At 34.1% G+C, this 23,469-nt stretch carries 21 protein-coding genes; 8 read left to right on the top strand and 13 right to left on the bottom strand.

Annotation, left to right across the window (positions count from 1 at the left end; genetic code table 11):
- Window positions 1–59 precede the first annotated feature (59 nt).
- The 4 genes from DXU93_RS00690 to DXU93_RS00680 all read right to left on the bottom strand — a co-directional run bounded on the left by DXU93_RS00690 (window position 60) and on the right by DXU93_RS00680 (window position 4,075).
- Window positions 60–1,523, bottom strand: coding sequence for a TonB-dependent receptor (locus tag DXU93_RS00690; RefSeq protein ID WP_116879321.1), 1,464 nt, complete (start codon window positions 1,521–1,523; stop codon window positions 60–62).
- A 242-nt stretch (window positions 1,524–1,765) separates the two neighbouring features.
- Window positions 1,766–1,909, bottom strand: coding sequence for a hypothetical protein (locus DXU93_RS14975; protein ID WP_165851303.1), 144 nt, complete (start codon window positions 1,907–1,909; stop codon window positions 1,766–1,768).
- Between the two features lie 179 nt (window positions 1,910–2,088).
- Window positions 2,089–3,171 (bottom strand): cytochrome-c peroxidase, encoded by a 1,083-nt coding sequence (locus DXU93_RS00685; RefSeq protein ID WP_240623398.1) that lies wholly within the window; start codon window positions 3,169–3,171, stop codon window positions 2,089–2,091.
- A gap of 145 nt (window positions 3,172–3,316) precedes the next feature.
- Window positions 3,317–4,075 (bottom strand): MbnP family protein, encoded by a 759-nt coding sequence (locus tag DXU93_RS00680; RefSeq protein ID WP_116879319.1) that lies wholly within the window; start codon window positions 4,073–4,075, stop codon window positions 3,317–3,319.
- A 189-nt stretch (window positions 4,076–4,264) separates the two neighbouring features.
- On the opposite strand from DXU93_RS00680, the gene DXU93_RS00675 reads away from it, so the two are divergent.
- Both DXU93_RS00675 and DXU93_RS00670 read left to right on the top strand, forming a co-directional pair.
- The gene (locus tag DXU93_RS00675; protein WP_116879318.1) at window positions 4,265–7,489 is read left to right on the top strand and encodes a UvrD-helicase domain-containing protein; all 3,225 of its coding nucleotides are present in this window, start codon (window positions 4,265–4,267) and stop codon (window positions 7,487–7,489) included.
- A gap of 306 nt (window positions 7,490–7,795) precedes the next feature.
- Window positions 7,796–8,608: a TerC family protein gene (locus DXU93_RS00670; protein ID WP_116879317.1), complete on the top strand. Its 813-nt coding sequence runs from the start codon at window positions 7,796–7,798 to the stop codon at window positions 8,606–8,608.
- A 1-nt stretch (window position 8,609) separates the two neighbouring features.
- On the opposite strand, the gene DXU93_RS00665 is transcribed toward DXU93_RS00670, so the two are convergent.
- From DXU93_RS00665 to DXU93_RS00655, 3 genes are all read right to left on the bottom strand, one after another.
- Window positions 8,610–9,476, bottom strand: coding sequence for a DUF4886 domain-containing protein (locus tag DXU93_RS00665; protein ID WP_116879316.1), 867 nt, complete (start codon window positions 9,474–9,476; stop codon window positions 8,610–8,612).
- Window positions 9,476–9,910, bottom strand: a complete 435-nt coding sequence (locus tag DXU93_RS00660; protein WP_116879315.1) for a Rieske (2Fe-2S) protein — start codon at window positions 9,908–9,910, stop codon at window positions 9,476–9,478. The genes DXU93_RS00665 and DXU93_RS00660 overlap by 1 nt, the downstream gene beginning before the upstream one ends.
- Window positions 9,911–10,411: 501 nt before the next feature.
- Window positions 10,412–11,398: a glycosyltransferase gene (locus tag DXU93_RS00655; protein WP_116879314.1), complete on the bottom strand. Its 987-nt coding sequence runs from the start codon at window positions 11,396–11,398 to the stop codon at window positions 10,412–10,414.
- Between the two features lie 45 nt (window positions 11,399–11,443).
- Between DXU93_RS00655 and trmB the strand changes: the two genes are divergently transcribed.
- The 3 genes from trmB (at window position 11,444) to DXU93_RS00640 (ending at window position 13,728) form a co-directional block, all read left to right on the top strand.
- Window positions 11,444–12,121, top strand: a complete 678-nt coding sequence (gene trmB / locus DXU93_RS00650) for a tRNA (guanosine(46)-N7)-methyltransferase TrmB (protein WP_116879313.1) — start codon at window positions 11,444–11,446, stop codon at window positions 12,119–12,121.
- Between the two features lie 120 nt (window positions 12,122–12,241).
- Entirely contained in the window at window positions 12,242–12,598 is a 357-nt protein-coding gene (locus DXU93_RS00645; protein ID WP_116879312.1) for an MGMT family protein, read from the top strand.
- Window positions 12,599–12,717: 119 nt separating this feature from the next.
- The gene (locus DXU93_RS00640) at window positions 12,718–13,728 is read left to right on the top strand and encodes an NAD-dependent epimerase/dehydratase family protein (RefSeq protein WP_116879311.1); all 1,011 of its coding nucleotides are present in this window, start codon (window positions 12,718–12,720) and stop codon (window positions 13,726–13,728) included.
- Here DXU93_RS00640 and DXU93_RS00635 read toward each other — a convergent pair.
- The 5 genes from DXU93_RS00635 to DXU93_RS00615 all read right to left on the bottom strand — a co-directional run bounded on the left by DXU93_RS00635 (window position 13,725) and on the right by DXU93_RS00615 (window position 17,932).
- The gene (locus tag DXU93_RS00635; protein WP_116879310.1) at window positions 13,725–14,312 is read right to left on the bottom strand and encodes an N-acetylmuramoyl-L-alanine amidase family protein; all 588 of its coding nucleotides are present in this window, start codon (window positions 14,310–14,312) and stop codon (window positions 13,725–13,727) included. The two genes, DXU93_RS00640 and DXU93_RS00635, sit on opposite strands and share 4 nt — an antisense overlap.
- A 152-nt stretch (window positions 14,313–14,464) precedes the next feature.
- Window positions 14,465–15,103, bottom strand: coding sequence for an SDR family oxidoreductase (locus DXU93_RS00630; RefSeq protein ID WP_116879309.1), 639 nt, complete (start codon window positions 15,101–15,103; stop codon window positions 14,465–14,467).
- Window positions 15,104–15,240: 137 nt separating this feature from the next.
- The gene (locus tag DXU93_RS00625; RefSeq protein WP_116879308.1) at window positions 15,241–15,807 is read right to left on the bottom strand and encodes a type 1 glutamine amidotransferase domain-containing protein; all 567 of its coding nucleotides are present in this window, start codon (window positions 15,805–15,807) and stop codon (window positions 15,241–15,243) included.
- Window positions 15,808–16,075: 268 nt separating this feature from the next.
- Window positions 16,076–16,972 (bottom strand): 3-hydroxyacyl-CoA dehydrogenase, encoded by an 897-nt coding sequence (locus DXU93_RS00620; RefSeq protein ID WP_116879307.1) that lies wholly within the window; start codon window positions 16,970–16,972, stop codon window positions 16,076–16,078.
- 87 nt (window positions 16,973–17,059) lie between these two features.
- The gene (locus tag DXU93_RS00615) at window positions 17,060–17,932 is read right to left on the bottom strand and encodes a helix-turn-helix domain-containing protein (RefSeq protein ID WP_116879306.1); all 873 of its coding nucleotides are present in this window, start codon (window positions 17,930–17,932) and stop codon (window positions 17,060–17,062) included.
- A 41-nt stretch (window positions 17,933–17,973) separates the two neighbouring features.
- Here DXU93_RS00615 and DXU93_RS00610 point away from each other — a divergent pair, with 41 nt between their 5' ends.
- The 3 genes from DXU93_RS00610 to nadD are packed head-to-tail and all read left to right on the top strand — an operon-like array spanning window position 17,974 to window position 20,141.
- Window positions 17,974–18,939 (top strand): YicC/YloC family endoribonuclease, encoded by a 966-nt coding sequence (locus DXU93_RS00610; protein WP_240623397.1) that lies wholly within the window; start codon window positions 17,974–17,976, stop codon window positions 18,937–18,939.
- 6 nt (window positions 18,940–18,945) lie between these two features.
- Window positions 18,946–19,527: a guanylate kinase gene (gene gmk, locus DXU93_RS00605; RefSeq protein ID WP_116879304.1), complete on the top strand. Its 582-nt coding sequence runs from the start codon at window positions 18,946–18,948 to the stop codon at window positions 19,525–19,527.
- Window positions 19,527–20,141 carry a nicotinate (nicotinamide) nucleotide adenylyltransferase gene (gene nadD, locus DXU93_RS00600; protein ID WP_116879303.1) on the top strand — a complete coding sequence of 205 codons (615 nt, stop codon included), beginning with the start codon at window positions 19,527–19,529 and terminating at the stop codon, window positions 20,139–20,141. Before gmk ends, nadD begins: the two co-directional genes overlap by 1 nt.
- A 22-nt stretch (window positions 20,142–20,163) precedes the next feature.
- Here the strand turns inward: nadD and DXU93_RS00595 are convergent, their stop codons facing one another.
- Window positions 20,164–23,442, bottom strand: a complete 3,279-nt coding sequence (locus DXU93_RS00595) for a TraB/GumN family protein (protein WP_116879302.1) — start codon at window positions 23,440–23,442, stop codon at window positions 20,164–20,166.
- Window positions 23,443–23,469 lie beyond the last annotated feature (27 nt).

The following is a 23,469-nucleotide window of genomic DNA, read 5'->3' as shown; positions in this document are numbered from 1 at the left end:
GAAAAATTTGGCTGAACTGAATTTTTCATTTTTCACTCTTCATTTATAGTTATTCATTCCTAAAGCTTAAAATGAATCTCTTTAGACAATTTCAATTCCTCAGGTTCTACCTTTGGCGTATACCCAAACAAACGCATAAACTTAATCGCTTTCGCTACACGGTCTGGAACGTCGCTATCCCACGTATCGTCTTCTTCTTGACGTGTGATTTTCGCTAAAACTTCATCAGATTTGATGTTTAACAAATTGTAATTGAATTCCGTTAAACCTTCAATCTTATCATTGTCTTTCATGTATTGAAGTAAACCTTTGAGTTTTTCAGGAACTACAACGTCTTTAAATTCATAAAGTTCGCCATTGTTGTAATTAATGGCAGGATAAATATACATTTTTGCATTTCGACCAAACCCTTTACCAAAGGCTTCAAGCAATCCTCCACTCAAATGAGAATAGTATTTTTCATCGAAAATATTGTGAATGTTGTAGATCCCTAAAATGATTCCCATTTTATATCCTCGTGTAATTTCACTTAAATAATCGACCATTTCATAATAACGGAGATAATTCGAAATCATTACAGTATATCCCAAAGCACCTAACAATTCTGCTCTATCAACAAAATCTTTGTCTGAAATTTGCCCTCCTGTTGTTAGATCTCGCAAGGTCAATTCGAAAATTTCACGAACGTTTTCCTTTTCAACTTCTTCTTCTTGGTAAAACTTCGTGCGCGCACTATTCAACATGTCGATATTTACCTTTGTTACCGGTCTGAATCGACCTCGCATCAAAAGGATATTCTTTTTGTATAGTTTACTTGCAGGTTGCAATACTTTTCCTGTTTGGTCAAACATCGTTGCCTCTGTAATTCCTCTTTTTACAAGGTTCAACGCCAATATTCTATTGTCGATTTGCTCAAAATCTGGACCTTCAACATGCAACATGTCAATTTCAATTCTGTCCTTTGGAAGGTGGTGAACCAAACTATTAATGAAATAATCCAATTCTCCAGTCGCATGAAAATAGGCTGCGTAAACCAAATTCACACCCAAAATTCCAAGCGCTTCTTGTTGCGCTGTATTGGTTTGGTCATGCATTTTGACGTGCAAAATGATATTGTTCGGTTTTGTATCAGGATTTACCTGAAAACGCAGTCCAACCCAACCTTGACCTTGATTCGTTTTGTGATAATTTAAAGACTCAACAGTATTACAAAATGAGAAGAATCGGGTATGTTCTTTTCTGTCGGCTAAACTCTCAGTCACCTTGTTATACTCTCTTTTGAGCATGGTAATCAATCGTTCCTCACAAACATATCGTTTGGCTTTTCCGTAAATGCTGTCCGATACTTTCATATCATAAGCCGAATGAGAAAAAGCAATCGTTCCAGAAGAACCACCAGCTTTAAAAAAGTTGGCCGCCACTTCCTGACCGGCACCAATCTCTGAAAAAGATCCGTAAATGTCCGAGTTTAAATTGATTTTTAATGCTTTTTCTTCTGTTGTGAGCCTTCTACGATCTTGCATGTGTCCTATTAATTGAAAACAAATAAACAAAAATTGAAGGAGGAATCATAGCAATAGAAAGTAAAAAGTTTTAATTGGATAAATCATTAAAGTCGAATTTAATTTCGAAGAGATTCCTCGTCATTCCGATAATGTGTAGCATTGAGGAATCTTTTTTTAGTCTCATTAACAATGGTATGCTTTTTTCACGTTAATCAAAGTTAGCATTGATTTAAGGGGTAAAGTGTCACCACGCTGTGGCTTTAAAAAACGATGTTCGTTTTTTTATTGATGTTACACCCACTCTGTGGACTGATGTAGTTTGTAAAAGATTTTTCCCCGATAACGCCTTGACCAATCGTCAATCCGATAATGCGCAGCAATGAGGAACCTTTTTTTAGTCTCATTAACAATGGTATTCTTTTTTCACGTTAATCAAAGCTAGCATTGATACAAAATTAAAGTGTCACCACGCTGTGGCTTTTAAAAAACGATGTTCGTTTTTTTATTGACATTTCATCCACTCCGTGGGCTGATGCAAGATGATGAATTAAACTGAAGACGTTAAGTAATCTACCTTAGCTACTCAAGGAGCACCAGGATCCTTAAAGTCTGGATTATTCAAAAATTCATGGTCCGTAAAGGTCTTTAAGAACGCTTTTATTAAATTGTGTTCCTGTGCGTCTAGTTGAACGCCACCTTGGTGTGAGAATTCCATCATTGGGTCGATTGTACTGCTTTCCACTACACCAAATGAATAGTGATTAATGACTTCATCCAAATTGGAAAAACGACCATCATGCATATAAGGAGCTGAAACTTCAATGTTTCGTAAACTTGGAACTTTGAATTTTCCTTTGTCATTTGGATTTCCTGTCACAATCATTCTTCCAATATCCGTGAAGGTTTCGTCCAATCCGTTATTGGAAAATAAACCTTGAACTTGCATAAGTGGTCCGTCATGACAATGTAAGCAATCGCCATTTGTTAGACTAAAAAACAAATCCATTCCAGCCCATTCTTCATTGGTGATTTGAGCGTATAATTCCTGCTCAAAGGTGTTTAAAGGTAGATTATTATTGAATTTATACATCACATCATATTTCGATTGACTAGAAATCAACGTACGTAAAAACTGTGCAATGGCTTTAGAAATGTGTGTTGAGTCAAAATTGACAACGTCGAAAACTTGGTAAAAGTCATTTTGATAGTCCTCCACTTGTTTTAGTTTTTCTGCTGTTACCTCCCAAGTTTGGTTCATTTCTAATGGATCACGAACTGGATGCAAAATCTGCTCTTCCAAAGTTTCTGCTCTTCCTTCCCAGAAAAATGAACTTTGCCAACCTAAATTGACAAGCGCCATCGATTGACGATTTCCAGTGGCTCCATTTACCCCAGTTGAGAATTGGGCATTGTCTGAAAATCCGCTGGTTTGATTATGACATGAAGCACAGGATATCGAATTGTCTAAACTCAACCGTGTGTCATAAAACAATTTTCTTCCTAATTCAACGCCTTCTACAGACATAGGATTGTCTTCAGGAATGGGCATTGCAGGAAAGTGACTTGGAATCTCCAACTCGTAAGGAGTAATGGACATGACAACTAAATTCTTTTTACATGACGTCAAGATTATTAGTGTCGAAAGTATGTAGATCCAATTTTTCATTTTAAAACTTTACCATCTTATGTCTGTTGATTTATTTTGAGCTTTCTGAACTTGTTTTTTGTTGGTTGAACTTCTCAATTATTGGCTGAACCTGCCGTTTTTTTTGTTGGCTGAGCTTGCCGAAGCCAACAGTGTAGTTTTCATTTTATTTACTAATCGCTCCAACAAAATTATCAATTACTTTTTGACTTAAAGCCGATTGTGCAGGCGTTGAATGACTAGTTCTTTCTGTTTTAATGTCGATATTTCTGATTTCGCCATCGAAAAATTTATATAGGTCTATTCGAATATTCGTTTCAAATAAATTACTGTTGACTTTTGACCAATTTAAATCTGTTAAACTAAAAGAACGTAAATATTCGTCTCTCCCAATGTGGTAAGAAAAGTTTGTCATTCCAGAACCATCTTGGAGTGCTGAAGTATCGGCTTGTCCTTCAATCATAATAAAAATATAACCTGTGTTCCAGCCCCAATGCATGTCACCTGCGTTTAAAATATTTAATGGATCGTCAGATGTTCGTGCTGAAGGATCTTCATGATTTTGTGTTGAATCGACACCAATATTGGCATTCACCCCATCAAAATCGGAATAGTTTCCAACACCTTCCCACAACAAGCGATTATCTTTTTCGAATTTATATACCGCAGACTCAAAAAGTTGTTTGCCGTCATTTTTGAAATTCGTCATAATCATATTGATTTTCGAAAAACGAATAGTATATCCTTCTTGCGTTGTATAGCTGTCATTAAAAGAAATATCATTTCCTTGATAGTGTGGAACAATATTAACCCTTGACTTGAGATCTATTGTTTCAGGATCAACTTCATGAGGTTGTTTGTTGTTGCATCCAAAACTTAGAAAAAGTAAGGAAGTTAGTATAAATGTTGCAGTTGTTTTAATCATTACTTAAAAGTAACTTATTTTATTTTGAGTACCAAAAGTTTTTTTGTTTAGTGAAGAGTTTTTTTGTTGAGTCGTGAAGTTATTTCTTCTAAATTTAACAAACGAAATTATGACTGTACAAATTTACGATTCACCCTTTCATTTAACGGTTAAAATCTTAAATTAGTTGATTCTTCTTTAATTTATATCATGCAAAACGAATTACTAAAACCGCTCAAAGTTTACAGTGCCTCTGCAGGAAGCGGGAAAACCTTCTCTCTTGTACAAAATTACTTGAAATTGACTTTGAGTGATCATGTTTCACCTAAAAATTTCAGTAAGATCCTAGCCATGACTTTTACCAATAAAGCGGCTTGGGAAATGAAGGAACGTGTTATTCAGGCCCTCGATTGGTTGGGCTATCCTAATCGTGAAACGGAAAGAGAAAGTAAAAAAGCTCAAATGCTTTTGGATGCCACTTTGAAAACCACAGGATTGTCTGCAACAAAAATTGTGAATCGTTCAAAGCAGGTGCTTTCTGAGATTTTGCATGATTATGAAGACTTTAATGTACTTACGATTGATAAGTTTAGCTTGCGTTTAATCCGAACTTTTAGTCGGGACCTTGATTTACAAGAGGATTTTGAAGTGACGCTAGACCAAGATTTATTGCTCGAACAAGTGATTGATGAACTCATGTCAAAAATTGGCCAGGAGCACGAAAAAGAAGTAACCAAATTGTCCTTGAACTATGCCAAAACCAATGCCGACAAGGGCGATAAATGGGATTTTAGAAGAAGTTTAATTGATTTTAGTAAAGTTTTAATTCGGGAACAGGATCAAAAATTTATTCATGAATTGCTAAAAGAGGATTTTAACGAAGAAAAATTTAAGCAAATCAATGAAGAAATTCAAAGCTATCAAGAACAACATCGGAAGTTGTGTGCAGATGCCTATCAATATTTCAACTCTTTAGGAACTACAGTAGATGATTATCCAGGGAAATCGAGAGGGATTTATCCACACCTTGTAAAATTACCTTCGCGAAATATTACTGAGGTAAAACCCATTTCATCAGCCATTGAAAAAACCTTGTCTGGCGAAAATGTAAAGAAAAATCACAATGTTGATCCACATTTAATGGAACTCATGCAACAGCTATTTACTTATGAAAGCTCAGTTTCAAGTCGGATGTACACCTTGCTTAAAATCAAATCAAATTTCTATAATTTGGCTTTACTGAAGTACATTTCCAAGGAGCTTACAGAATTTAAGGAAAAGAAAAACATCATTGGAATTTTTGAATTTGGACAGCGCATTGCCGATTTATTAAAAAAGGAAAATGCACCTTATATTTATGAACGATTAGGAAATCGCTACAATCATTATTTGTTAGACGAATTCCAGGACACTAGCCGTTTGCAATGGTTAAACTTAATTCCACTTGTACACGAATCTATTGCCAATAACCATGAAAACTTAATTGTTGGAGATCCAAAACAAGCGATTTACAGATTTAGAAATGGTTTGGTGGAACAGTTTGTGGAATTACCGGAGATTTATAACCCTGAGAATGATCCAGAATTTGTGCATCTGTCTAGCTATTTTAAACAATTAGGAGAAAAAATCCCCTTAGAAGATAACTACCGTTCAAAGCGAAATATCGTCGAATTCAACAATACTTTTTTTAAACGCATGCTCGATTTATTGCCAAGTCATTTTGAGGAGTATTATTCTGATATACGGCAAAATCCAAAAGGATCTGATGGTGGATTTGTGGCGATAGATTTCTGTGATTCGAAAGATAAAGAAGAGATTAAAGAACAAGAACAGGCCTTTTTGTTGCAAAATGTTGCCAACAGTATTGCGGATGGTTTTGACCCAGGCGATATTTGTATTCTAACACGAAATAAAAAAGAAGGTCAACACTATGCAAAAACATTACTCGAAGCAGGATTGGGCTATAAAGTAGTGAGTTCTGACAGTTTATTGGTGTCTTCAGATTCCGCTGTTGGATTCTGCATCGATTACCTCAATTTAAGAAGAAACGGAGGAAATAAAACAACGCAAATTAAATTTGCAACCTCATTTTATCGTCAACAAGCTAAAGATCCAATTGTAGAGTTGGCCAACTTTTGGGAAAATGATAAAGTAGGTAGCTTTAATTTTTCAGGCTTCGTTGCGCAGGAATTTAATTCTATGAATGAACTCTTTTTTGCCTATGAAAATCTTTACGATTTAGGCGCTTCTTTTTTACAGTTGATTGGATTGAGTGAACTTAAAAATCCATATTTACATCATCTACTTGAATTGTTTCAAAATTATGATTTGTCACAAGGTCCAGATATTCGTGGATTTATTGAAGAATGGAATGCGAAATTGTATAAAAGCACCATTCAAATGCCAGAGAATAAGGATGCAGTGAAAATTATGACCATTCATAAATCTAAAGGGTTGGAGTTTCCAGTGGTGATTATTCCCCGTTTAATTTGGGATATAAAACCACATCGAAATCAAAGTTTCGTTGAGGCAGAAAATGATGTTTTACTCTATTCTAATTTAAGCAAAAACGATGTACCTGATTATATGTACGCCGCCTATAAGCTTGAGTACGATCAACTGTTGTTGGATGAATTAAACACAATGTATGTAGCGTTTACCCGACCAAGTGAACGCTTGTATTTATTTGTTGAATCTAAATCTTCAACTGCTAAAGATGGCTTTTACACCAGAATCAATCAACCTTTGTTTTTATCACTAGAAGGCTGGAATGATGATACGGTTTCAGAGCATAATGAAAGCAGAATGACCTTTGGAAGTCCTGAAAAAATAAATAAGCAAGAGGAAGGAGCGGAAGATGAATCGAATTTCAATCCGAAAGACCTCAGTGACTTTCTTTGGTTTCCAGAACTGTCTCTGCAAGATCAAGAAGCGTTGGACACTGAGCATTTCAATGAAGAACAACAATTTGGAAATGAATTGCATTTATTGCTTTCTGAAGTGAAAAATACAGCAGATATTGAAATAATTGCTGGAAAACTACAGTTTGAAGGTAAAATCGAAGACAAATGGAAGGCTGAGTTTATTTCTATTGCGAAGGAAACTTATGCTTTACTTAATACCCAAGAATTTGCAAAAAATGCAGCCCAAACATTGGATGAACAAGATATTTTGATCAATGAAAAAGAGGTGAAACGTCCAGATAAAATTTATTTGCTTGGAAATAAAGCTGTGGTTGTGGATTTCAAAACGGGCGAACCTTTGAAGAAACACAAAAATCAAGTAGCTGCATATTGTACACAATTATACGATATGGGATTTGAAGAAACGGAAGGATATTTGTTGTATACTAAAAACCAAAGCCTCGAACAAGTGGTTCAGCGTAAATTGAATATAGCTGAAGGTTCAAACCTTCATATAATATGTCGGAAATAATTAGGAACTATAGTTTTTCAAATTAGATCCCTCGTCGCGTTGCTCTGTCGGGATGACATAGAGCTTGTTTTTTAAATCGGGAAGAAAGTTCCTCAAGCTCTACTTGAGGAACTTTCTTCCCGAAACCCCACCTTACTGACTGTCATTCCGACAAAATTTTAATTCTTGCCAAAGAATAAAAATGCCGAGGAATCTTCTTAGAAGCAATGAAAATTTATTTGATCTCCAATTATTTCAACTTATCCCTTCAAAACTCAATTAAGTTGATTAGTTTTATTCCATTATTAGATATGAAAAACAACTAACATGATAGACTTTTTATTGAGTGGAGATGCTTTGATGGCATTGTTAACCTTAACTTTTTTAGAAATTATCTTAGGAATAGATAACATTCTATTCATTTCTATTAGCGCGGGGAAATTACCTCAAGAACAACGCAAGAAGGCAACTAATATTGGGCTTTTACTCGCTTTGGTTCAGCGTGTTATTTTACTATTCTTTGTTTCTTATCTCACCAAATTGAAAACTCCTTTTTGGGTGGTTGAAAGTTCATGGATTTCATTTGAATTAAACGTTCAAAGTCTGATCTTAATGCTTGGAGGTCTCTTTTTGTTGTATAAGAGTACAACAGAAATAATGGAAAAACTAGAAACCAATAAAGAAGAAAAACTGAAAGAGTCTAAACCAAAAACACTGAAAGACGTTTTACTTCAAATATTGATTATTGATCTGGTGTTTTCTATTGATTCAATATTAACTGCTGTAGGAATGACCAGTGGATTACATAGTAATTCGAACTATACCTTAATTTTAATGATTACGGCCGTTATAATTTCAATTATTGTTATGATTGCTTTTGCCAATAAGATTAGAGAAGTCATTGAGAGACATCCAAGTATGCAGATTTTAGGACTGGCGTTCCTAATTTTAATTGCCTTTTTATTGATCACAGAATCTGCTCATGTTTCACATGCTGTTGTATTTAATAATGAAGTCGGTGTAATTCCAAAAGGATACCTTTATTTTGCCATTGCTTTTTCTTTAGGTGTGGAGATTATCAATATTCGTATGAAAAAGTCTAACTTAAAGAAGAAATCCAATACAAAAGTAGAGGAGTAACTTATAACCTGAAGAAGTGTCGACTCAATCTTTGGGATGTATGTAATTTTACTTCGCTTTCATCTAGCCAAAAATTTCGTCCCCAGTCTTGTCCTGGATAAAGTAAGACTTCTCTAACAATGGAGTTTATGTTTCTCGCTTGTGATTCAGCTACATTTCGGAAAGGAATTTGAGTGAAGTCTTGAAGACTTTTGTCATAAATCATACTGTAAAATGTAGAGGCAATTAAATAAGAACCCAATTCACTTTGGTGATAGTTATCGTCTGAATATAGATTGTAATCTGGATATAAACTTCTGGTCTTTTCCCAAACTTTACCTATTGGCGCAATGGCTGAACAATATAATTCTCCAAAACGCATATACTGTCTTTGTAATCGTGATTGCATTTCAGCATAGTCTATGGTTTGATATTCATAATCAATATATATGCCTTCTTTGTAACCCCAAGTCATGAACAACATGATTTTTACATCCGGATGATAATGACGTATACTATCGATTATTATTTGACCATTTTTGATGGTGTTCTGTTGTAAAACATGTTCAGGATAAAGTGGCTCAAAGCTCATGGCTTGTAAAACAACATAGTCCCACGGCTCGTTTTTTATAGTGGTGTATGTTTGACTATTTCTTGCATGAAAGTCCCAACCTTTTCCTCCAACTGTGACTTGCTCAGTATAAAGCGACTCTCCTTCACGACTAGCCATTTGCTCTAACTTTTTTGGCATTTGGTTATTCATCGTAAAACTATTTCCGATGAAAAGTACATTTTTTGTTTGACCAAATACAAATGCTGAAGTACAACATAGTAGCACCAATAATGAGAACATTAAGACTGATTGCTGGATAAAAGAAATCAATGACATTAAGGATTGTAAATACGAATGTATTGACCTCCATAATATTCTACCATATAAGAACGTAAACCCCATTCTGTATCTCCTCCAATAATGGAGCCATCATACAACGAAAACTGTGCATCTGAACATGGGTCGTTTAAAATCAAGAAGTTATCTTCGTCTACTTCTAGTCCAGTTTCACATTCTAAACTTCCATTTGCTGGGGAATGTCTATCAAATGCCACAAAATTATTCATACTTTGTCTATAAACCACTACACCTTTTGAACCAATACTTGAAACATAGGCCCAACCTCCAACTCCCTGCAATGGTGAATAGGCAGGTAAAGTCAAATTGACATTCTCGTCGAATGAATAATAAGGAACAGGGTGATTGCTGTTTTTGTTGCATCCTAAAAACAGAACAACAACAATAAGAAATATGTATTTATAGATGCGCATAATATTATGGAGCTAAATTATGCAATTTAAACGAGATGCCATAGAAGTATCGTATGTCTGTAGTGAAATTTATTTAAAATTGATAGGAAACAATTTAATAAGTGTCTTAAGCATTTCTTGTGAAGACCTTTCTTATGTGTCGCCACGCTGTGGCTTCATCGTTCTTGGTTTTATCTTTTTTTAATATCATTTCACCACGCTGTGGTGATTTTAGGAGTATAAAAAAAACTGTAGTTACTTAACAAGTAAACGGATCTAAAAAGCTTTAACTAGTGTTGTTGTTAGAGCCCTACAACCCACAGCGTGGGTGGAATGTTAATAAAAAAAACTTAATGTTTTTTTACAGCCACAGCGTGGCGACATAAGACCACGGCTTTAAAATAAACTCCACAGCTTTATAACCATTGCTTTCCTAATTGGATTAATGAATTGTTGTGAGATTCAGCATCGAAAGAAACTTTTATCTCACCTGATTCGTAAAGTACTACGCTAAAAAGCAAGCTAATCAATGAATTCATCCTCTGTCATAAAAGTCCATAAACTGTTGCTATTATGGTGCTTAGAAAGATAGATTTGCTCTACTTGTCCTGGTGTGGGAATTAGAATAGCTTCTTTTTTTAAAGCGATTAAATCCATGATGGTGGAATAACCAGCGCGACTTATCACTTGTTTGCTTGAATTGATGAGGTTTGAAAAATCATCATGATTTAGATCAGAATAAATATCCAAATTTGAACTTTCTAGTTGTTCTATCTTTAATGTTTCAGGTAGAATTATGGCAGATTTCCCTTTTAAACGCTCTTCCTTTTTTAAAACAAGTTCAAGTAAATGCGAATTATAAGGATTAGGTCCACTAATAATATATAGTGAATCGTATTTGTGCTCTTGAACTTCGTTTGGGTGTTTTTGCTCGAATCTAGAACAAGGTCCAATATACTTTTTCTTTCGGGTTAATCCATTACTGAGTTGACCACTTAAGCCTTGCTCTTGATTATCTGGAACCCAAATTTGATCAAACTTTGATAATAATGACTTGTTCCACAACTTTCCAATAAAATTCCATTTTGGAACGGGCAGATTAATTTGATGTGTTATGATTATACTTTTCACTTTTCGAGATAAGAACCCAAATCTCTGGTCAGAAATGATGAGGTCGGGATTAAATTTCTCTACGAGATCATTGACCCTGTTTTTTTCTTCTTTTAAGTATAAAAATAATGAACTAAAGTTGCGTAAGATATCAAAAGTCCAATTGCCTTTGCCTTGAAATTTGAATGGATAACCCTCAAAAGGAATGTACCAAAGTTGAGGGAAATATTTACGGTAAAAATCCTCTTGCTGTGTATCGCAACAAATGATAACTTCGTTGTTTTGGGCCAAAAGGGTTTTGATTATTGGAATGGTTCGGGTAACGTGACCCAAGCCCCAGTTGAGTGGACTCAATAAAATGCGAGAATCTTTTATAGATTTTATGTGAGTGTTATGCACTTAAGGAAGAAGATTTCTATTTTTGTGCCACCAAGTTAATAAATAATGGGGAAGAATAAGCTTTTTAAATTCAGTGAAATTTCTAAAATGGACCATGTGTTGGAACCATCTTTAGATCAAACACTCAATAACGAAATTGATTACAAAGGGAATTGGCATTCTCGTTTTTTTAAGAATGATAATCCAATTGTTCTTGAACTCGGTTGTGGAAAAGGAGAGTATGCCGTTGGATTGGCACGTAAATATCCTAACCAGAACTTCGTAGCTGTAGATATCAAAGGAAATAGAATCTACGTCGGGGCAAAACAAGCAGAGGATGAAGGTTTGGATAATATTATTTTCATACGTACTAAGGTAGATTTTATTGACTATTATTTCGAACAAAATGAAGTAGATGAAATTTGGTTAACATTTTCTGACCCACAACCCAACAAACCAAATAAACGCTTGACTTCGAAAGTTTTTATTGATCGCTACCGTAAAATTTTAAAGCCTGGTGGAATTGTTCATCTTAAAACAGATAGCGATGTGCTTTTTGAATCAACAGAGGAGCAAATCGAAGAACACAACTATGATTGTGAATTCTTATCTTGGGATGTGTATAATGATTTGCATAAATTACCCGAAGCAAGTCAGGAGATATTGAAAATCAAAACACACTACGAAGAGTTATTTACCAAGAAAGGTTCTGTTATTAAGTACTGTAAGTTTAGGGTGAATTAAAACTTCTTTCTAGGCTTTCATTCTCAAACCCATTCTTTATTTTTAGTGTGAGAAAGAGAAGCAGTAAGAAAGCCGAAAGTATTCGGTGAAGGATGCAAACGAATATTTAACTATGCACAAATGAAAAACTTCGACACGATAAGCAGTGAAACAAAAGACTTTTTTCAACGGGTTTTTGAAATTACAAAGTTAATTCCTGAAGGTCGTGTAACTTCTTATGGGAGTATCGCCAAAGCATTAGGTACAGCAAAGTCTAGTAGGATGGTAGGTTGGGCAATGAATGCTTCGCATAGAGAAAAAGATATTCCAGCGCATCGTGTTGTCAATCGAAATGGTGTACTAACAGGTAAAATGCACTTTGTTCCGCCAGAAGCCATGCAAGAGCGTCTCGAAAAAGAAGGGATTAAGGTAGTAGATGATAAAATTGTCAACTTTAAAGCACATTTTTGGGATCCACAGATTGAGCTTGGTTTATAGTTTTAAGCAATAGGCTTTATGCTATAAGCTCTTCATTTATTATCACAAAACTATTCGCATGATTGGATAGAATAAATAATTATTCGCTTAAAATCAAAAAACATCTTTATTTTTGAAACATGGTATTTGTAACTGGAGGAACGGGATTGTTGGGAAGTCATTTGTTGGTGAAATTAGCACAGCAACATGAGAAAATAACAGCAATTTATAGAAATGCCTCTAAGATTAAAACAGTAGAAAAATGTTTTGATTATTACCTTAAATCCGAAGGAAAAGAATTCTTTAAACGTATTAATTGGGTAGCATGTGATGTGTTGAATGTTCCAGAACTAAGCGAAATTGTAAAAGGTCACAAGATTATATATCACTGTGCTGCAATTGTATCATTTGCCAGAAGAGATTTTGTTCACATGATGGAGATTAACCGTTATGGAACTGAAAATATGGTCAATTTAGCCCTTGAATTTGGTGTGGAAAAATTCTGTTTTGTGAGTTCAACAGCTGCTGTAGGAAATAAAGATATTCCAGAAGAACAAGAAGTAGATGAAAATGGAAAGTGGGTACTCACCGATGAAACAAGCGGTTATTCAGTAACAAAATATAGCGCAGAAAAAGAAGTCTGGCGTGGTATTGAAGAAGGGCTAAATGCCGTTATTGTGAATCCTTCTGTAATCTTTGGAGCAGGTGACTGGTCAGAAAGTTCAATGAAAATTTTCAAAACGGTGAGTAAGGGACTTCAATTTTATTCTCCTGGAGCCAATTCATTTGTTGATGCCAGAGACGTAGCCAACATCATGGTAGAATTGATGAATCGTAATATTTTCAATCAGCGTTATTTGTGTATTGGAGCAAATTCTAGTTTTAAAAATCTATTTGAATTGATATCAAAACACTTAGGTCAAAAACCACCTTCAAAGCAAGTACATCCTATTTTAATGGGGATCACTTGGCGATTATCTGTGTTTTGGGCAGCAATAACTTTTTCAAAACCTTTAATTACAAAATCAGCCGCTAATAATGCTTTTAACACCATAAAATACAGTAATCAAAAAGTAAAAGATGAATTAAATTATTCATTTTATTCACTTGAAGAAACTGTAGAAAATGCTGTGAAAGGAAGATTGGATTAATCTTTAAGCAATCTTAAAATTGCATTCGCAAATTCTAGTTGACCTTTCTCGCTAGTTAGCAATTTTCTTTCTTCATCATTGGTGAGAAACCCTAATTCAATTAATGCACTAGGCGAATTTACTTTTGTTAGAATGTTGAAATTAGCATTTTTGATTGTAATATTTTTGTTTCCAAAACTATCGGAAATATTCTTAGCTAATTCTTGAGATTTTTCAATTTCTGTATTGTTATTGCTGATGTAAATTTCTGTTCCTTTTTTGTTTTTATCTGAATGCCAGTTGGCGTGTAATGAAATTACAAATTCAGGATTAATTTTATTGATCATTTCAGCTCTTTCTTCAAGTGTAACAAAGGCATCAGAATCACGTGTTAAAACGATTTTAGTGTGTTTACTTTTATGAAGTTCCTTGATTTTCTTAGCAATATTGAAAACAACATCTTTTTCATTAATATGGTCGTGTTTAGCTCCTGTATCTTTCTCTCCATGTCCTATATCTAAAACAATAATTCTATCATTTACACCTGAAAATGCAAATGTGAAAATTAACAAGGCTATTCCAATAAACTTTAATAAATACTTCATCGCTTGGTTATTTTATAGTGTTTTGTAAATATACAAATCTTATTATCATATGGAGGGGAATAGCTTAATGTTTAAAAATCAATGTTTTGAGAGGGAAATAAAATAGCCAGCAAAATTAATTGCTGGCCAATTCTTATAAAATTAAACAAGGATTATGCACTCTTCAAAGCCTCTTCAATTTCCACCTCTCCAGAAATGATTTCAAAAGTTTTATTGCTTTTTACATTGTCATCAAGTGATTCAACCAATGTTTTGGCTACGTCTGCTCTTGGAATTTCGCCATGTTTTCCAATTTTCTCCTGAAGTTCAATTTTGTTATCTCCATTTTTGTCGGTAAGCGCTCCAGGTCTCACGATACTGTAATTTACACCACTCGACCTTAAATACTCGTCTGCATTTTTCTTTGCTTCTAAATACTCTTGTAAATCGGGTGCTTGAGAAGGATTGTCGGCTCCCATAGAACTCAACATTACTATTTTCTTTGCTCCTGCACTTTTTACAACATCAGTGAAATGTTTTGCTCCTTCTTGATCAACAGCTTTCACTTTTTTACCGCCTGATCCAGCAGCAAAAATTGCTTTGTCGACATTTTTAATTGTGTCAGATAAATCACTTTCTAAATCTCCTAGAATTGTAGAAACATTGTATTGCTCGAAGCTTTTTTGTTGGTCTTGTTGTCTAACGAGAGCCACGGGTTCATATTTGTCAGATTTTTTTAATAATTCAATAACGATTCTTCCTGTTGTTCCGTTTGCTCCTGCTACTAATACGCTTTGTTTTTGATTTTCCATAATGTGTTATTTTTTGAAATTTGTTTGAATAATTTTTAGTCCAAATCGAAAAGAATCTGCTTCTATAACTTGTCTAAAAGAAATAGAAACAGATTCCATTCAGTTATATGTATTTATTTGTTGGTGTTGAATTTTTGTTAAACAGATTCAGACATTTCTTCGTGTTTACCTTCGGCAATTTCCTCTACGATTTTATCGCAAAATGCGGGTAAATCATTTGGGTTTCTTGATGTTGTTAATCCACTGTCAACTACGACTTCTTCATCTACCCAGTTTGCACCTGCATTGATCATATCTGTTTTAATACTGGAGTATGATGTGATTTTTCTTCCTTCGAGAACTCCTGCCTCAGCCAATAACCATGGACCATGACAGATTGCTGACACTGGTTTTTCTGCTTCCACAAAGCCTTTAACGAAATCAACCGCTTGGCTGTTGTTTCTTAATAAATCTGGATTGATAACTCCTCCTGGTAAAATCAATGAATTGTAATCTGAAACAGAAACTTCATCTAATGTTTTGTCAACTTGGTATTCTTCGCCCCAATTTCCGTCATTCCAAGACTTAATTGTTCCGCTGTTTAGACTCACAACATCAACTGTTGCGCCAGCATTTTCAACAGCCTTTTTGGGTGCTGTAAATTCCGATTGTTCAAATCCGTCTGTTACTAAAATTGCGACTCTTTTGTTGTTTAAATTTTCCATTGTAATTTGTCTTTTAAAGTTTGTAAATGTTTGTTGTTACAAAGCTAATCAGACCACAATGGTCTTTATCTAAAAATAAATTAAGATGTTTTAAAAAATGTTATAGCCACAGTGAGTTCTGACTTACAGCATATGGATGGAGATATTCGTAGTTATTTTTTATGAGCTTAGGTCGAAAGATTGAAAAAAAAGCCTCAGCAGATTAAGTTCTTCAATGATCGATTCAAGAACTTAATCTGTTGAGGCAATTCTGTTTTTAGGCTACGACTTATTTCAAAAAGTCTTCATCCTTGTATGCTGGATTCGGGTATTTATAAAAGCCTTCCCCAGTAGAGACACCTAATTTGTTTTGATCAATAAAATTTTCTTTAATGTATTGTGCCTTTTTAATTTTTAAAGGATCTTTTGTTTTTTGTGCTGCCATTTGGGTAACATTGTACATAGTTGTTAAACCAACCACATCTAGCATTGCAAAAGGACCATTTGGAGAACCTGTCGCTTTCATCCATGTTTTGTCAATAGTGTGTGGATCAGCAACTCCATTAATCAATAAATCTGTCGCTGAATTAAAGAAAGGAACTAAAATAGAGTTAATGATATACCCCGGTTGTTCTTTCGTTAATGGTAAAGCCAACATTCCTATTGCTTTTGCAAATTCTACAACATCATCAAAGACTTTTGGATCTGTTCCAGCATGCCCCATAATTTCAGCGGTGTTGTTTTTCCAAATACTGTTTGCAAAATGAAGTGCCAAGAATTTCTCAGGTCTTCCTGTTGCTTCAGCGAATTGACTCGGTATCATTGTCGAAGAATTCGTTGCGAAAATTGTTTTTTCTGGAGATACTTTTCCCAGTTTTGTGTAAAACTCTGTTTTAATTTCTGGATTCTCAGGAACTGATTCGATCATTAAATCAGCATCTTTCATCGCTTCTTCTAAATTTGAAGTATAGCTCAAATTCTCAAAGGTTTTTGCGAGTTCTTCATCTGTTGTTCCTAAATCCTCCTTGTAGGCCGCGCTTAGCACATCAAATTTCTGTTTTGCTTTTTCTAATACATCATCGTTAATGTCATAAACAGTCACTTTGAATCCATGTGTAGCCACTTGAAATGCTACTTGATATCCAAGTACTCCACTTCCGGCTATTGTGATATTTTTATAGTCCATCTTATTAGTTTTTAATTATATACCAAATGTATAACCAATAAGAGACTTCTTTATATCCCGAAATTCAGTATTAGTGTACTTAAATTTTCAATGTTTAAGATTTTCCATCAATCTATATGCTGAGGGAGAGAATGATGTATGTTTTTTAAAAAATCGACCAAAGGAAGATACAGAGTTAAAGTGAAGTTGATAGGCGATTTGAGAAATAGAAAGAGTGGTATTTCCCAATAAAACGTAGGCTTCTTTAATTAGTATTTCATTGATTATATCATGCGGTGTTTTGTTGGAAGCTTTTTTCACAATTTCAATTAAATATTTATTAGAAACATTGAGTTTCTGAGCATAAAATTGAACCGTTTTATTTTCTAAAATGTGGTCGACTACCAAGGATTTAAACTGAATATATACATCAGAAATATTAGGATTTTCTTTGCTAGACTCATTCATGTTAGAATGAGAAAGTTCTGCGATTTCTAATATTAAATGAATAATCATTGTGCGTATGATTTCATCTTTATACCTCCCTTTTTCATTTCTTTTTGAATCAATATTATTTAGGAAGCCTGTTAAGAAAATAGATGTTTTTTGATTTCCTCGAATAATGGTATAAGTATCTCGATTTAGCATAACCGTTTTTTCAATAATAAATGGATTTGCTAAATTTTTGATTAAATAATTCTTTTCAAAAAATAAGATATTCATCTTGAAATCGCGACTAGACCTTTTGAAACGAATAGTTGTAGATGGAATAGCAAAAATGAAATCATTTTCCTTCATTAAAAATGTATTCTGATTAATTTCTACTTCAATTTCACCTTCTGTACAAATGCAAAAAGCATAAAAATCTATGGGTAAGGTTTTTAGAGGGGAGTCTTTTAATGGACTCTCAAACGTAAGATAGTATGATTGATTACATTCAATTCCGTAGAATGCAAGCGTTTTTCGTATATTTTCGTACAATATTTAATGCGTTTTAAGACGTTTTTAAATATACTGTTTATTTGAATAATTCAATCAATCAAGGACTAGATTTTACTTTATTTCCTCCTAAAACTGTGCTAATTCACGTCAATTTTCTACTTTTGCTGAAAGAATTAGCTATGTTGCAATCAATGACAGGTTACGGGAAAGCGTTTGGAACTTTTTTTAATAAGAAAGTTACCGTAGAAATGCGCGCCCTCAACAGTAAAGGTATAGATATTTACCTTAAGTTACCAGGTACGTATAAATCCTATGAATTACCAATTAGAAAACAAATTGGAAAGGAGCTTGAACGTGGTAAAATTGAATGTGTCATCACTGAAGAAGTGATTGGTGGAGATACGAAAGTGAGTGTTAATCAAGAATTAGCGAAAGCTTATTTCATGCAAATGAAAACACTTGCAGATGCTGTTGGAGAGGAACCTAAAGACTATGTTGCAAGCATCATGCGTATGCCAGAAGTGCTTCAAACTAAAGAGTCAGAAGTTACCGATGAGGAATGGAAAGAATTGCAAAAGCTGATTGTAGAAGCTTTAAAAAACATTACGCAATTTAGAGAAGAGGAAGGAAAGTCGTTGGTTGATGATTTTAATACTTCGATTGATAGAATAGAAAATCTATTGTTGGAAGTCCCTAAATATGAAGAGTTGCGCATTGAAATCATCCGTGAAAGAATGCGCAAAGGACTTGAGAAATTGCAAGAAAATGTGGATGACAATCGCTTTGAACAAGAGTTGATTTATTACATTGAAAAACTAGATGTTTCTGAAGAGAAAACACGTTTGCAACATCATTTAGATTATTTTAGAACAACAATGGCTGCTGAAGGTGCGATGGGAAAAAAACTAGGTTTTATCTCTCAAGAAATTGGTCGAGAAATCAATACACTAGGAAGTAAATCCTACCATGCAGATTTGCAAAAAAATGTAGTAGAAATGAAAGACTACCTCGAAAAAATTAAAGAACAAGTATTAAACACCTTGTAATTAGTTATGGCAAACGATCAAAAACAAAGGGGTAAATGTGTTATTTTTTCAGCACCATCAGGAGCTGGAAAAACAACTATTGTTCGTGCTTTATTGGGTAGAATGGATGAATTAGCATTTTCTATATCTGCTTGTTCGAGAGCACCTCGTGTAAATGAAACTCATAAAGTTGATTATTACTTTTTAGGAATCGAAGGATTTAAGGAAGAAATAGAAGATGATGCTTTTATAGAGTGGGAGGAAGTTTACAAAGATCATTTCTATGGAACATTAAAGCATGAAGTTGATAGATTGTGGGCAGAGAACAAAGTTGTTGTTTTTGATGTTGATGTTTATGGTGGAATTGCTTTAAAGAAGTATTTCGGAGAAGATGCACTTAGCTTTTTTATTCAACCTCCTTCAATTGAAGTGTTGGAAGAAAGATTACGAAATCGCCAAACAGAAACGGAAGATGTAATTAAAACAAGATTGGCTAAAGCGGAAGAAGAATTGTCAAAAAGTAATCAGTTTGATAAGGTGGTAATCAATAATAATTTAGACTTGACAATTGATGAAGTTGAAAATTATATAAAAGAATATATCAAATAATGAATGTAGGTCTATATTTCGGAACGTTTAATCCTATTCACATTGGTCATTTGATTATTTCGAATTATATGGCCGATTATACAGATTTAGATGAAGTTTGGTTGGTCGTATCACCACAAAATCCACTTAAAAAGAAGAAGTCATTATTGGAAGATTATCATCGTTTGGCAATTGTACGTGTTGCAATAGAAGATAACGAAAATCTTCGTGAAAGTGATATCGAGTTCAATATGCCTCGTCCTTCTTACACTTCTGATACGCTCGCTTATTTGAAAGATAAACATCCAAAAAACAACTTTCATTTGATTATGGGGGAGGATAATTTAAGGACCCTTCATAAATGGAAAAACTTCGAAAACATCCTTGAAAATCATAAACTATATGTTTATCCACGAGTATTGACCGTTCAAGAGGAACAAGAAGTTGAACAAATAGGTTCTTTACCAGAAAATGAGCTTCAAAATCACAAGAATGTCATTATGTGTGACGACGCTCCAGTGATGAAAGTGAGTTCCAGCTTTGTGCGACAAGCCATAAAAGATAAAAAGGATGTTCGTTATATTCTAACTGAGCCTGTTTACCATTACATAGATCAAATGAATTTTTACAAATAAGCGAATAGTTATTGACAATTTATTAATCTTCTCTATTGTTAATTGTGTTGATTAATTTTAGTTCAATTTGTTCTGGTTGATAAGTTGTACTTCCATAGATGAAATAGGTTTTATTTCCAAATCCACCATAGGAAGGGAGTTTCTTGTCTTTGGGTAGTTCCTTTGCCATGTAGTAAGTCTTACCATTTTCGATGACCTCGTAAACTGCAAATGTCTCAGTTGATTTATCTCCAACAATTGTTTTGTTTTCTATATAACGTAAGGTTTTGTCTTTGTCAAAATAAGCATCTCGATAATGATCGAAAGCCAAATATCCAATCATTTGTTCAAAGCTTAAAAGGTCATATACTGCGTTTTCTGAAACAGCCATAACTTTAGAATAGGAAATTGCAATTGCTGCATCCTTCTTTATTAATCGCTTTGTTTTTCTTTTGATCCTTTCATTATATATGGTATGCCATGCTGCTATTGTTCCTAATTTGTGGTCATTTGTATTGCTACCCCATTGTTCAAGCATATCCAGAAATAACTCCTTTTCTATTCCAAATTCATGCATGATTTCAAAATACCTGAATGCAGCCCAAGGAGGTTGAGCGTCTTTTGTAACCGCAGTCACGAATCCAGGACTCGTAAAATATTCCTCAAAGAATTCATCTTGCATTAACTCTGGAATTATAAAACTAATGTCCCAAGCTAAACTGTCTTCCAAAATTTCAGCATAAACAGGCCAAACATCTTTTAAGAAGGTATTATTATTTTGCGAAACAGCCAATAGTTTGTACAAATTGATGTTTTCATTGTTGAGGACGTTGGATTCTTTGATGACTTCCATATAGTCTTTGGCCCGTTTCAATTCTTGCAGTTTGTACAAAGTGAGGATGGTTAAATAAGTGTTCTCATTCGTTGATTTATCCCTCCATAATTTGATTAATTCATGTGGATTATTTTCCCAGTTTTTAGCATTAACTAAAGAAGATAGGAGTAAACCGTCTTGATCGAAGCTGCTCCAAAAATTCTCTGGCCAATCGATAATGTTGTCAATAGTTGAGTCACTAATGTGGCCTTCCATTAATAAATCCTCAAGTGCACCTCCACCATTAATCATGGTTTCGTTTTTTAATAATGGAATGTTCTTCTTGTGAATTGTAACCTGTTGCTCTCCTATTGGTTGAAGAGCATCTAAGAATTGTATTGATTTGTGTGTTTTTTCAGCGATTTGTGGATAAGTGATATTTGCAATAATGATAGACTTTCCATTGACCATTACTTTTCCTTTAAACCTATTTTCTGCATCTGGATAATAAATACTGAACTCCATAAATGGACTATTGCCTTTGAGGTAGAATGTAGTGTCGATTTCATGATTCGAAGAACTGTCAGGCCATTTTATTTGATCCTTTAATAGTGTTCGCATAGCTTTTTCAGAAAAGGCCCAATTTTCAAATTCCTTCAGTAAAATGTGATAAGCAATGCTCGTTCTAGAGTCTGTATATGTATAGTTTTTTGTTGTGCGATATTCATGGTTTTTGAGTTCTAAAACTTCCAATTTGAAGCTATCACGTTCCAATACCGTTTCAAAATGCTCTCCAATCAAAAGTGGTTCTTCATTTTTAACAGGTGAAAATGCTTGGAAAGTGTCGATTTGACTTAGGAATTTATCTTTTCGTGTTAAATCATTTCCAGTGTACTCTATAAATTGCATTAGGTTCCCCGCTTTACGAATCTTTCCATAAATTTTTTTTCCATTGGATTGAGCAATGTATGATTTGTGCAAATATGCGCCTTTTTGGTGTCCTTGATCGATAAGTTCAACACTGTCTTTGTGGTATCTGTTTAAAATATAACTCCCGAAGTTTTCATTTGTGTAACTAATAGAATTATCACTCATAATACTTTCATAGGCATATAAAAACTCCTGATTATCAGGGTTGAACCACTTAGCTTCCCAGACATTGTCATATTCTAATATTTTTTCTTCTGTGTAATATCCTTCAGGAAACTTTAAAAGCATTGTTTCAGATTTGCTTTTAACTTCTTCAGTTAACGATATACCTGTATTCTTGTTAGTAAATTCAAAACCGTTGAAGAAATTCAAGTACCGATTTGAATTCATAAACCGATGTCCACCATTTGCCGCCAAAGTATAAAGTATATTTTCTCTTTTAAAAACACGTAACCATTCTGTGGTTCCATCTTCATGAGTAATTAGGCCTTGATATGCTTTCAACTGATTGGGATATGCAATAGTGTCAAAGTGAACTAGGTTAATATTCGGATTTGAAAAGTATTTGGTAATGTATTCATCAATATCAACTTCGATTCCGTAGTTGTAAACAGTAACCGAATAGGTGTTTCCTTGACCCAATTCCTTATATTGTATGAGTCGATCAGCATTGTCTAGTTCCTTAATTGCTGGTTTTCCACTGAACTTTATTTTAAAATCGTAACGTTCGTCTTGATAAATGTATTCGCTACATTCGTCAAGTGATTGCTCAGCTTCGCTTTTTTTATCTGAAAATGTGATTTCGGGTAGCTGAACAGTAAATCCTTTTTCACGAAGAAGTGGAACAATACCTTTTGGACCCAGTAAGTGTGAAGCCCCAACAGCTATAAATGTAGTATTGTGTTTTAGAATGATACTATCAATTCCATCTGCCATCACCTTATTCCTGTCTACAATAAGGTCTTTGTATAAATCAATATATTCTAACGTTGAGTTTCGAGTGTATTTATGTAAGTCTTTGGCGTTTCCCTCTCTATACAATTCCTTTAGTTCGCTTCTTGAAATCAATTCTATGTTTTCCGGTCTATTTGGATCCAATTCATTATTGAGACCAATTTTTATTTGGTATTCAATGGATTCTAAAGGATAGAATGATTTGTAACAATTGTCGGCCACTTGCTTAAAATACATGTCAATAAATTGAGGTCGACCTTCATCCGATCCATAGGCGGTGTAAGTAATTTTATCTGCCCCTCTTGCAGGAATAATCCAATCGAGAAGGAAAGATTTTCGATAACTAATATTTGGGGCGATTAATGAATTATCTAGCATAAATGCTGTAATGTCTGTTTCTAAAACAATTGCATCAGCTCTGTTTAATGCTGTATATAATTGATCAGGAAAATCAAATACATCATTGTCATTGCTATGGTATGAACCAAAAAGATATGCCTTTTCAGACATATCTTCATGCGTGATTTCCCATAGTAACTGATAATTCGATCGGTCAATTTTAGTATGCTGCGCTAAAGCTATAAAACAAGATGTTAGAAACAGAAGGATTAAGCGATAATGCATAGAAGTATTATTTAATGTATATTTTAT

This window comes from Brumimicrobium aurantiacum, from assembly GCF_003402975.1.
GTDB lineage: Bacteria > Bacteroidota > Bacteroidia > Flavobacteriales_D > Crocinitomicaceae > Brumimicrobium > Brumimicrobium aurantiacum.
Note: the sequence above shows the minus strand (reverse complement) of the source record. Positions and strands in the feature narration are given on the sequence as shown.

Bases quoted from the DNA above. Each gene is read 5' to 3' on its own strand.
- DXU93_RS00690 (WP_116879321.1), bottom strand. From the start codon at position 1,523: ATGCAAGATCGTAGAAGGCTCACAACAGAAGAAAAAGCATTAAAAATC.
- DXU93_RS14975 (WP_165851303.1), bottom strand. From the start codon at position 1,909: ATGAGACTAAAAAAAGGTTCCTCATTGCTGCGCATTATCGGATTGACG.
- DXU93_RS00685 (WP_240623398.1), bottom strand. From the start codon at position 3,171: ATGAAAAATTGGATCTACATACTTTCGACACTAATAATCTTGACGTCA.
- DXU93_RS00680 (WP_116879319.1), bottom strand. From the start codon at position 4,075: ATGATTAAAACAACTGCAACATTTATACTAACTTCCTTACTTTTTCTA.
- DXU93_RS00675 (WP_116879318.1), top strand. From the start codon at position 4,265: ATGCAAAACGAATTACTAAAACCGCTCAAAGTTTACAGTGCCTCTGCA.
- DXU93_RS00670 (WP_116879317.1), top strand. From the start codon at position 7,796: ATGATAGACTTTTTATTGAGTGGAGATGCTTTGATGGCATTGTTAACC.
- DXU93_RS00665 (WP_116879316.1), bottom strand. From the start codon at position 9,476: ATGTCATTGATTTCTTTTATCCAGCAATCAGTCTTAATGTTCTCATTA.
- DXU93_RS00660 (WP_116879315.1), bottom strand. From the start codon at position 9,910: ATGCGCATCTATAAATACATATTTCTTATTGTTGTTGTTCTGTTTTTA.
- trmB (WP_116879313.1), top strand. From the start codon at position 11,444: ATGGGGAAGAATAAGCTTTTTAAATTCAGTGAAATTTCTAAAATGGAC.
- DXU93_RS00645 (WP_116879312.1), top strand. From the start codon at position 12,242: ATGAAAAACTTCGACACGATAAGCAGTGAAACAAAAGACTTTTTTCAA.
- DXU93_RS00640 (WP_116879311.1), top strand. From the start codon at position 12,718: ATGGTATTTGTAACTGGAGGAACGGGATTGTTGGGAAGTCATTTGTTG.
- DXU93_RS00635 (WP_116879310.1), bottom strand. From the start codon at position 14,312: ATGAAGTATTTATTAAAGTTTATTGGAATAGCCTTGTTAATTTTCACA.
- DXU93_RS00630 (WP_116879309.1), bottom strand. From the start codon at position 15,103: ATGGAAAATCAAAAACAAAGCGTATTAGTAGCAGGAGCAAACGGAACA.
- DXU93_RS00625 (WP_116879308.1), bottom strand. From the start codon at position 15,807: ATGGAAAATTTAAACAACAAAAGAGTCGCAATTTTAGTAACAGACGGA.
- DXU93_RS00620 (WP_116879307.1), bottom strand. From the start codon at position 16,972: ATGGACTATAAAAATATCACAATAGCCGGAAGTGGAGTACTTGGATAT.
- gmk (WP_116879304.1), top strand. From the start codon at position 18,946: ATGGCAAACGATCAAAAACAAAGGGGTAAATGTGTTATTTTTTCAGCA.
- nadD (WP_116879303.1), top strand. From the start codon at position 19,527: ATGAATGTAGGTCTATATTTCGGAACGTTTAATCCTATTCACATTGGT.
- DXU93_RS00595 (WP_116879302.1), bottom strand. From the start codon at position 23,442: ATGCATTATCGCTTAATCCTTCTGTTTCTAACATCTTGTTTTATAGCT.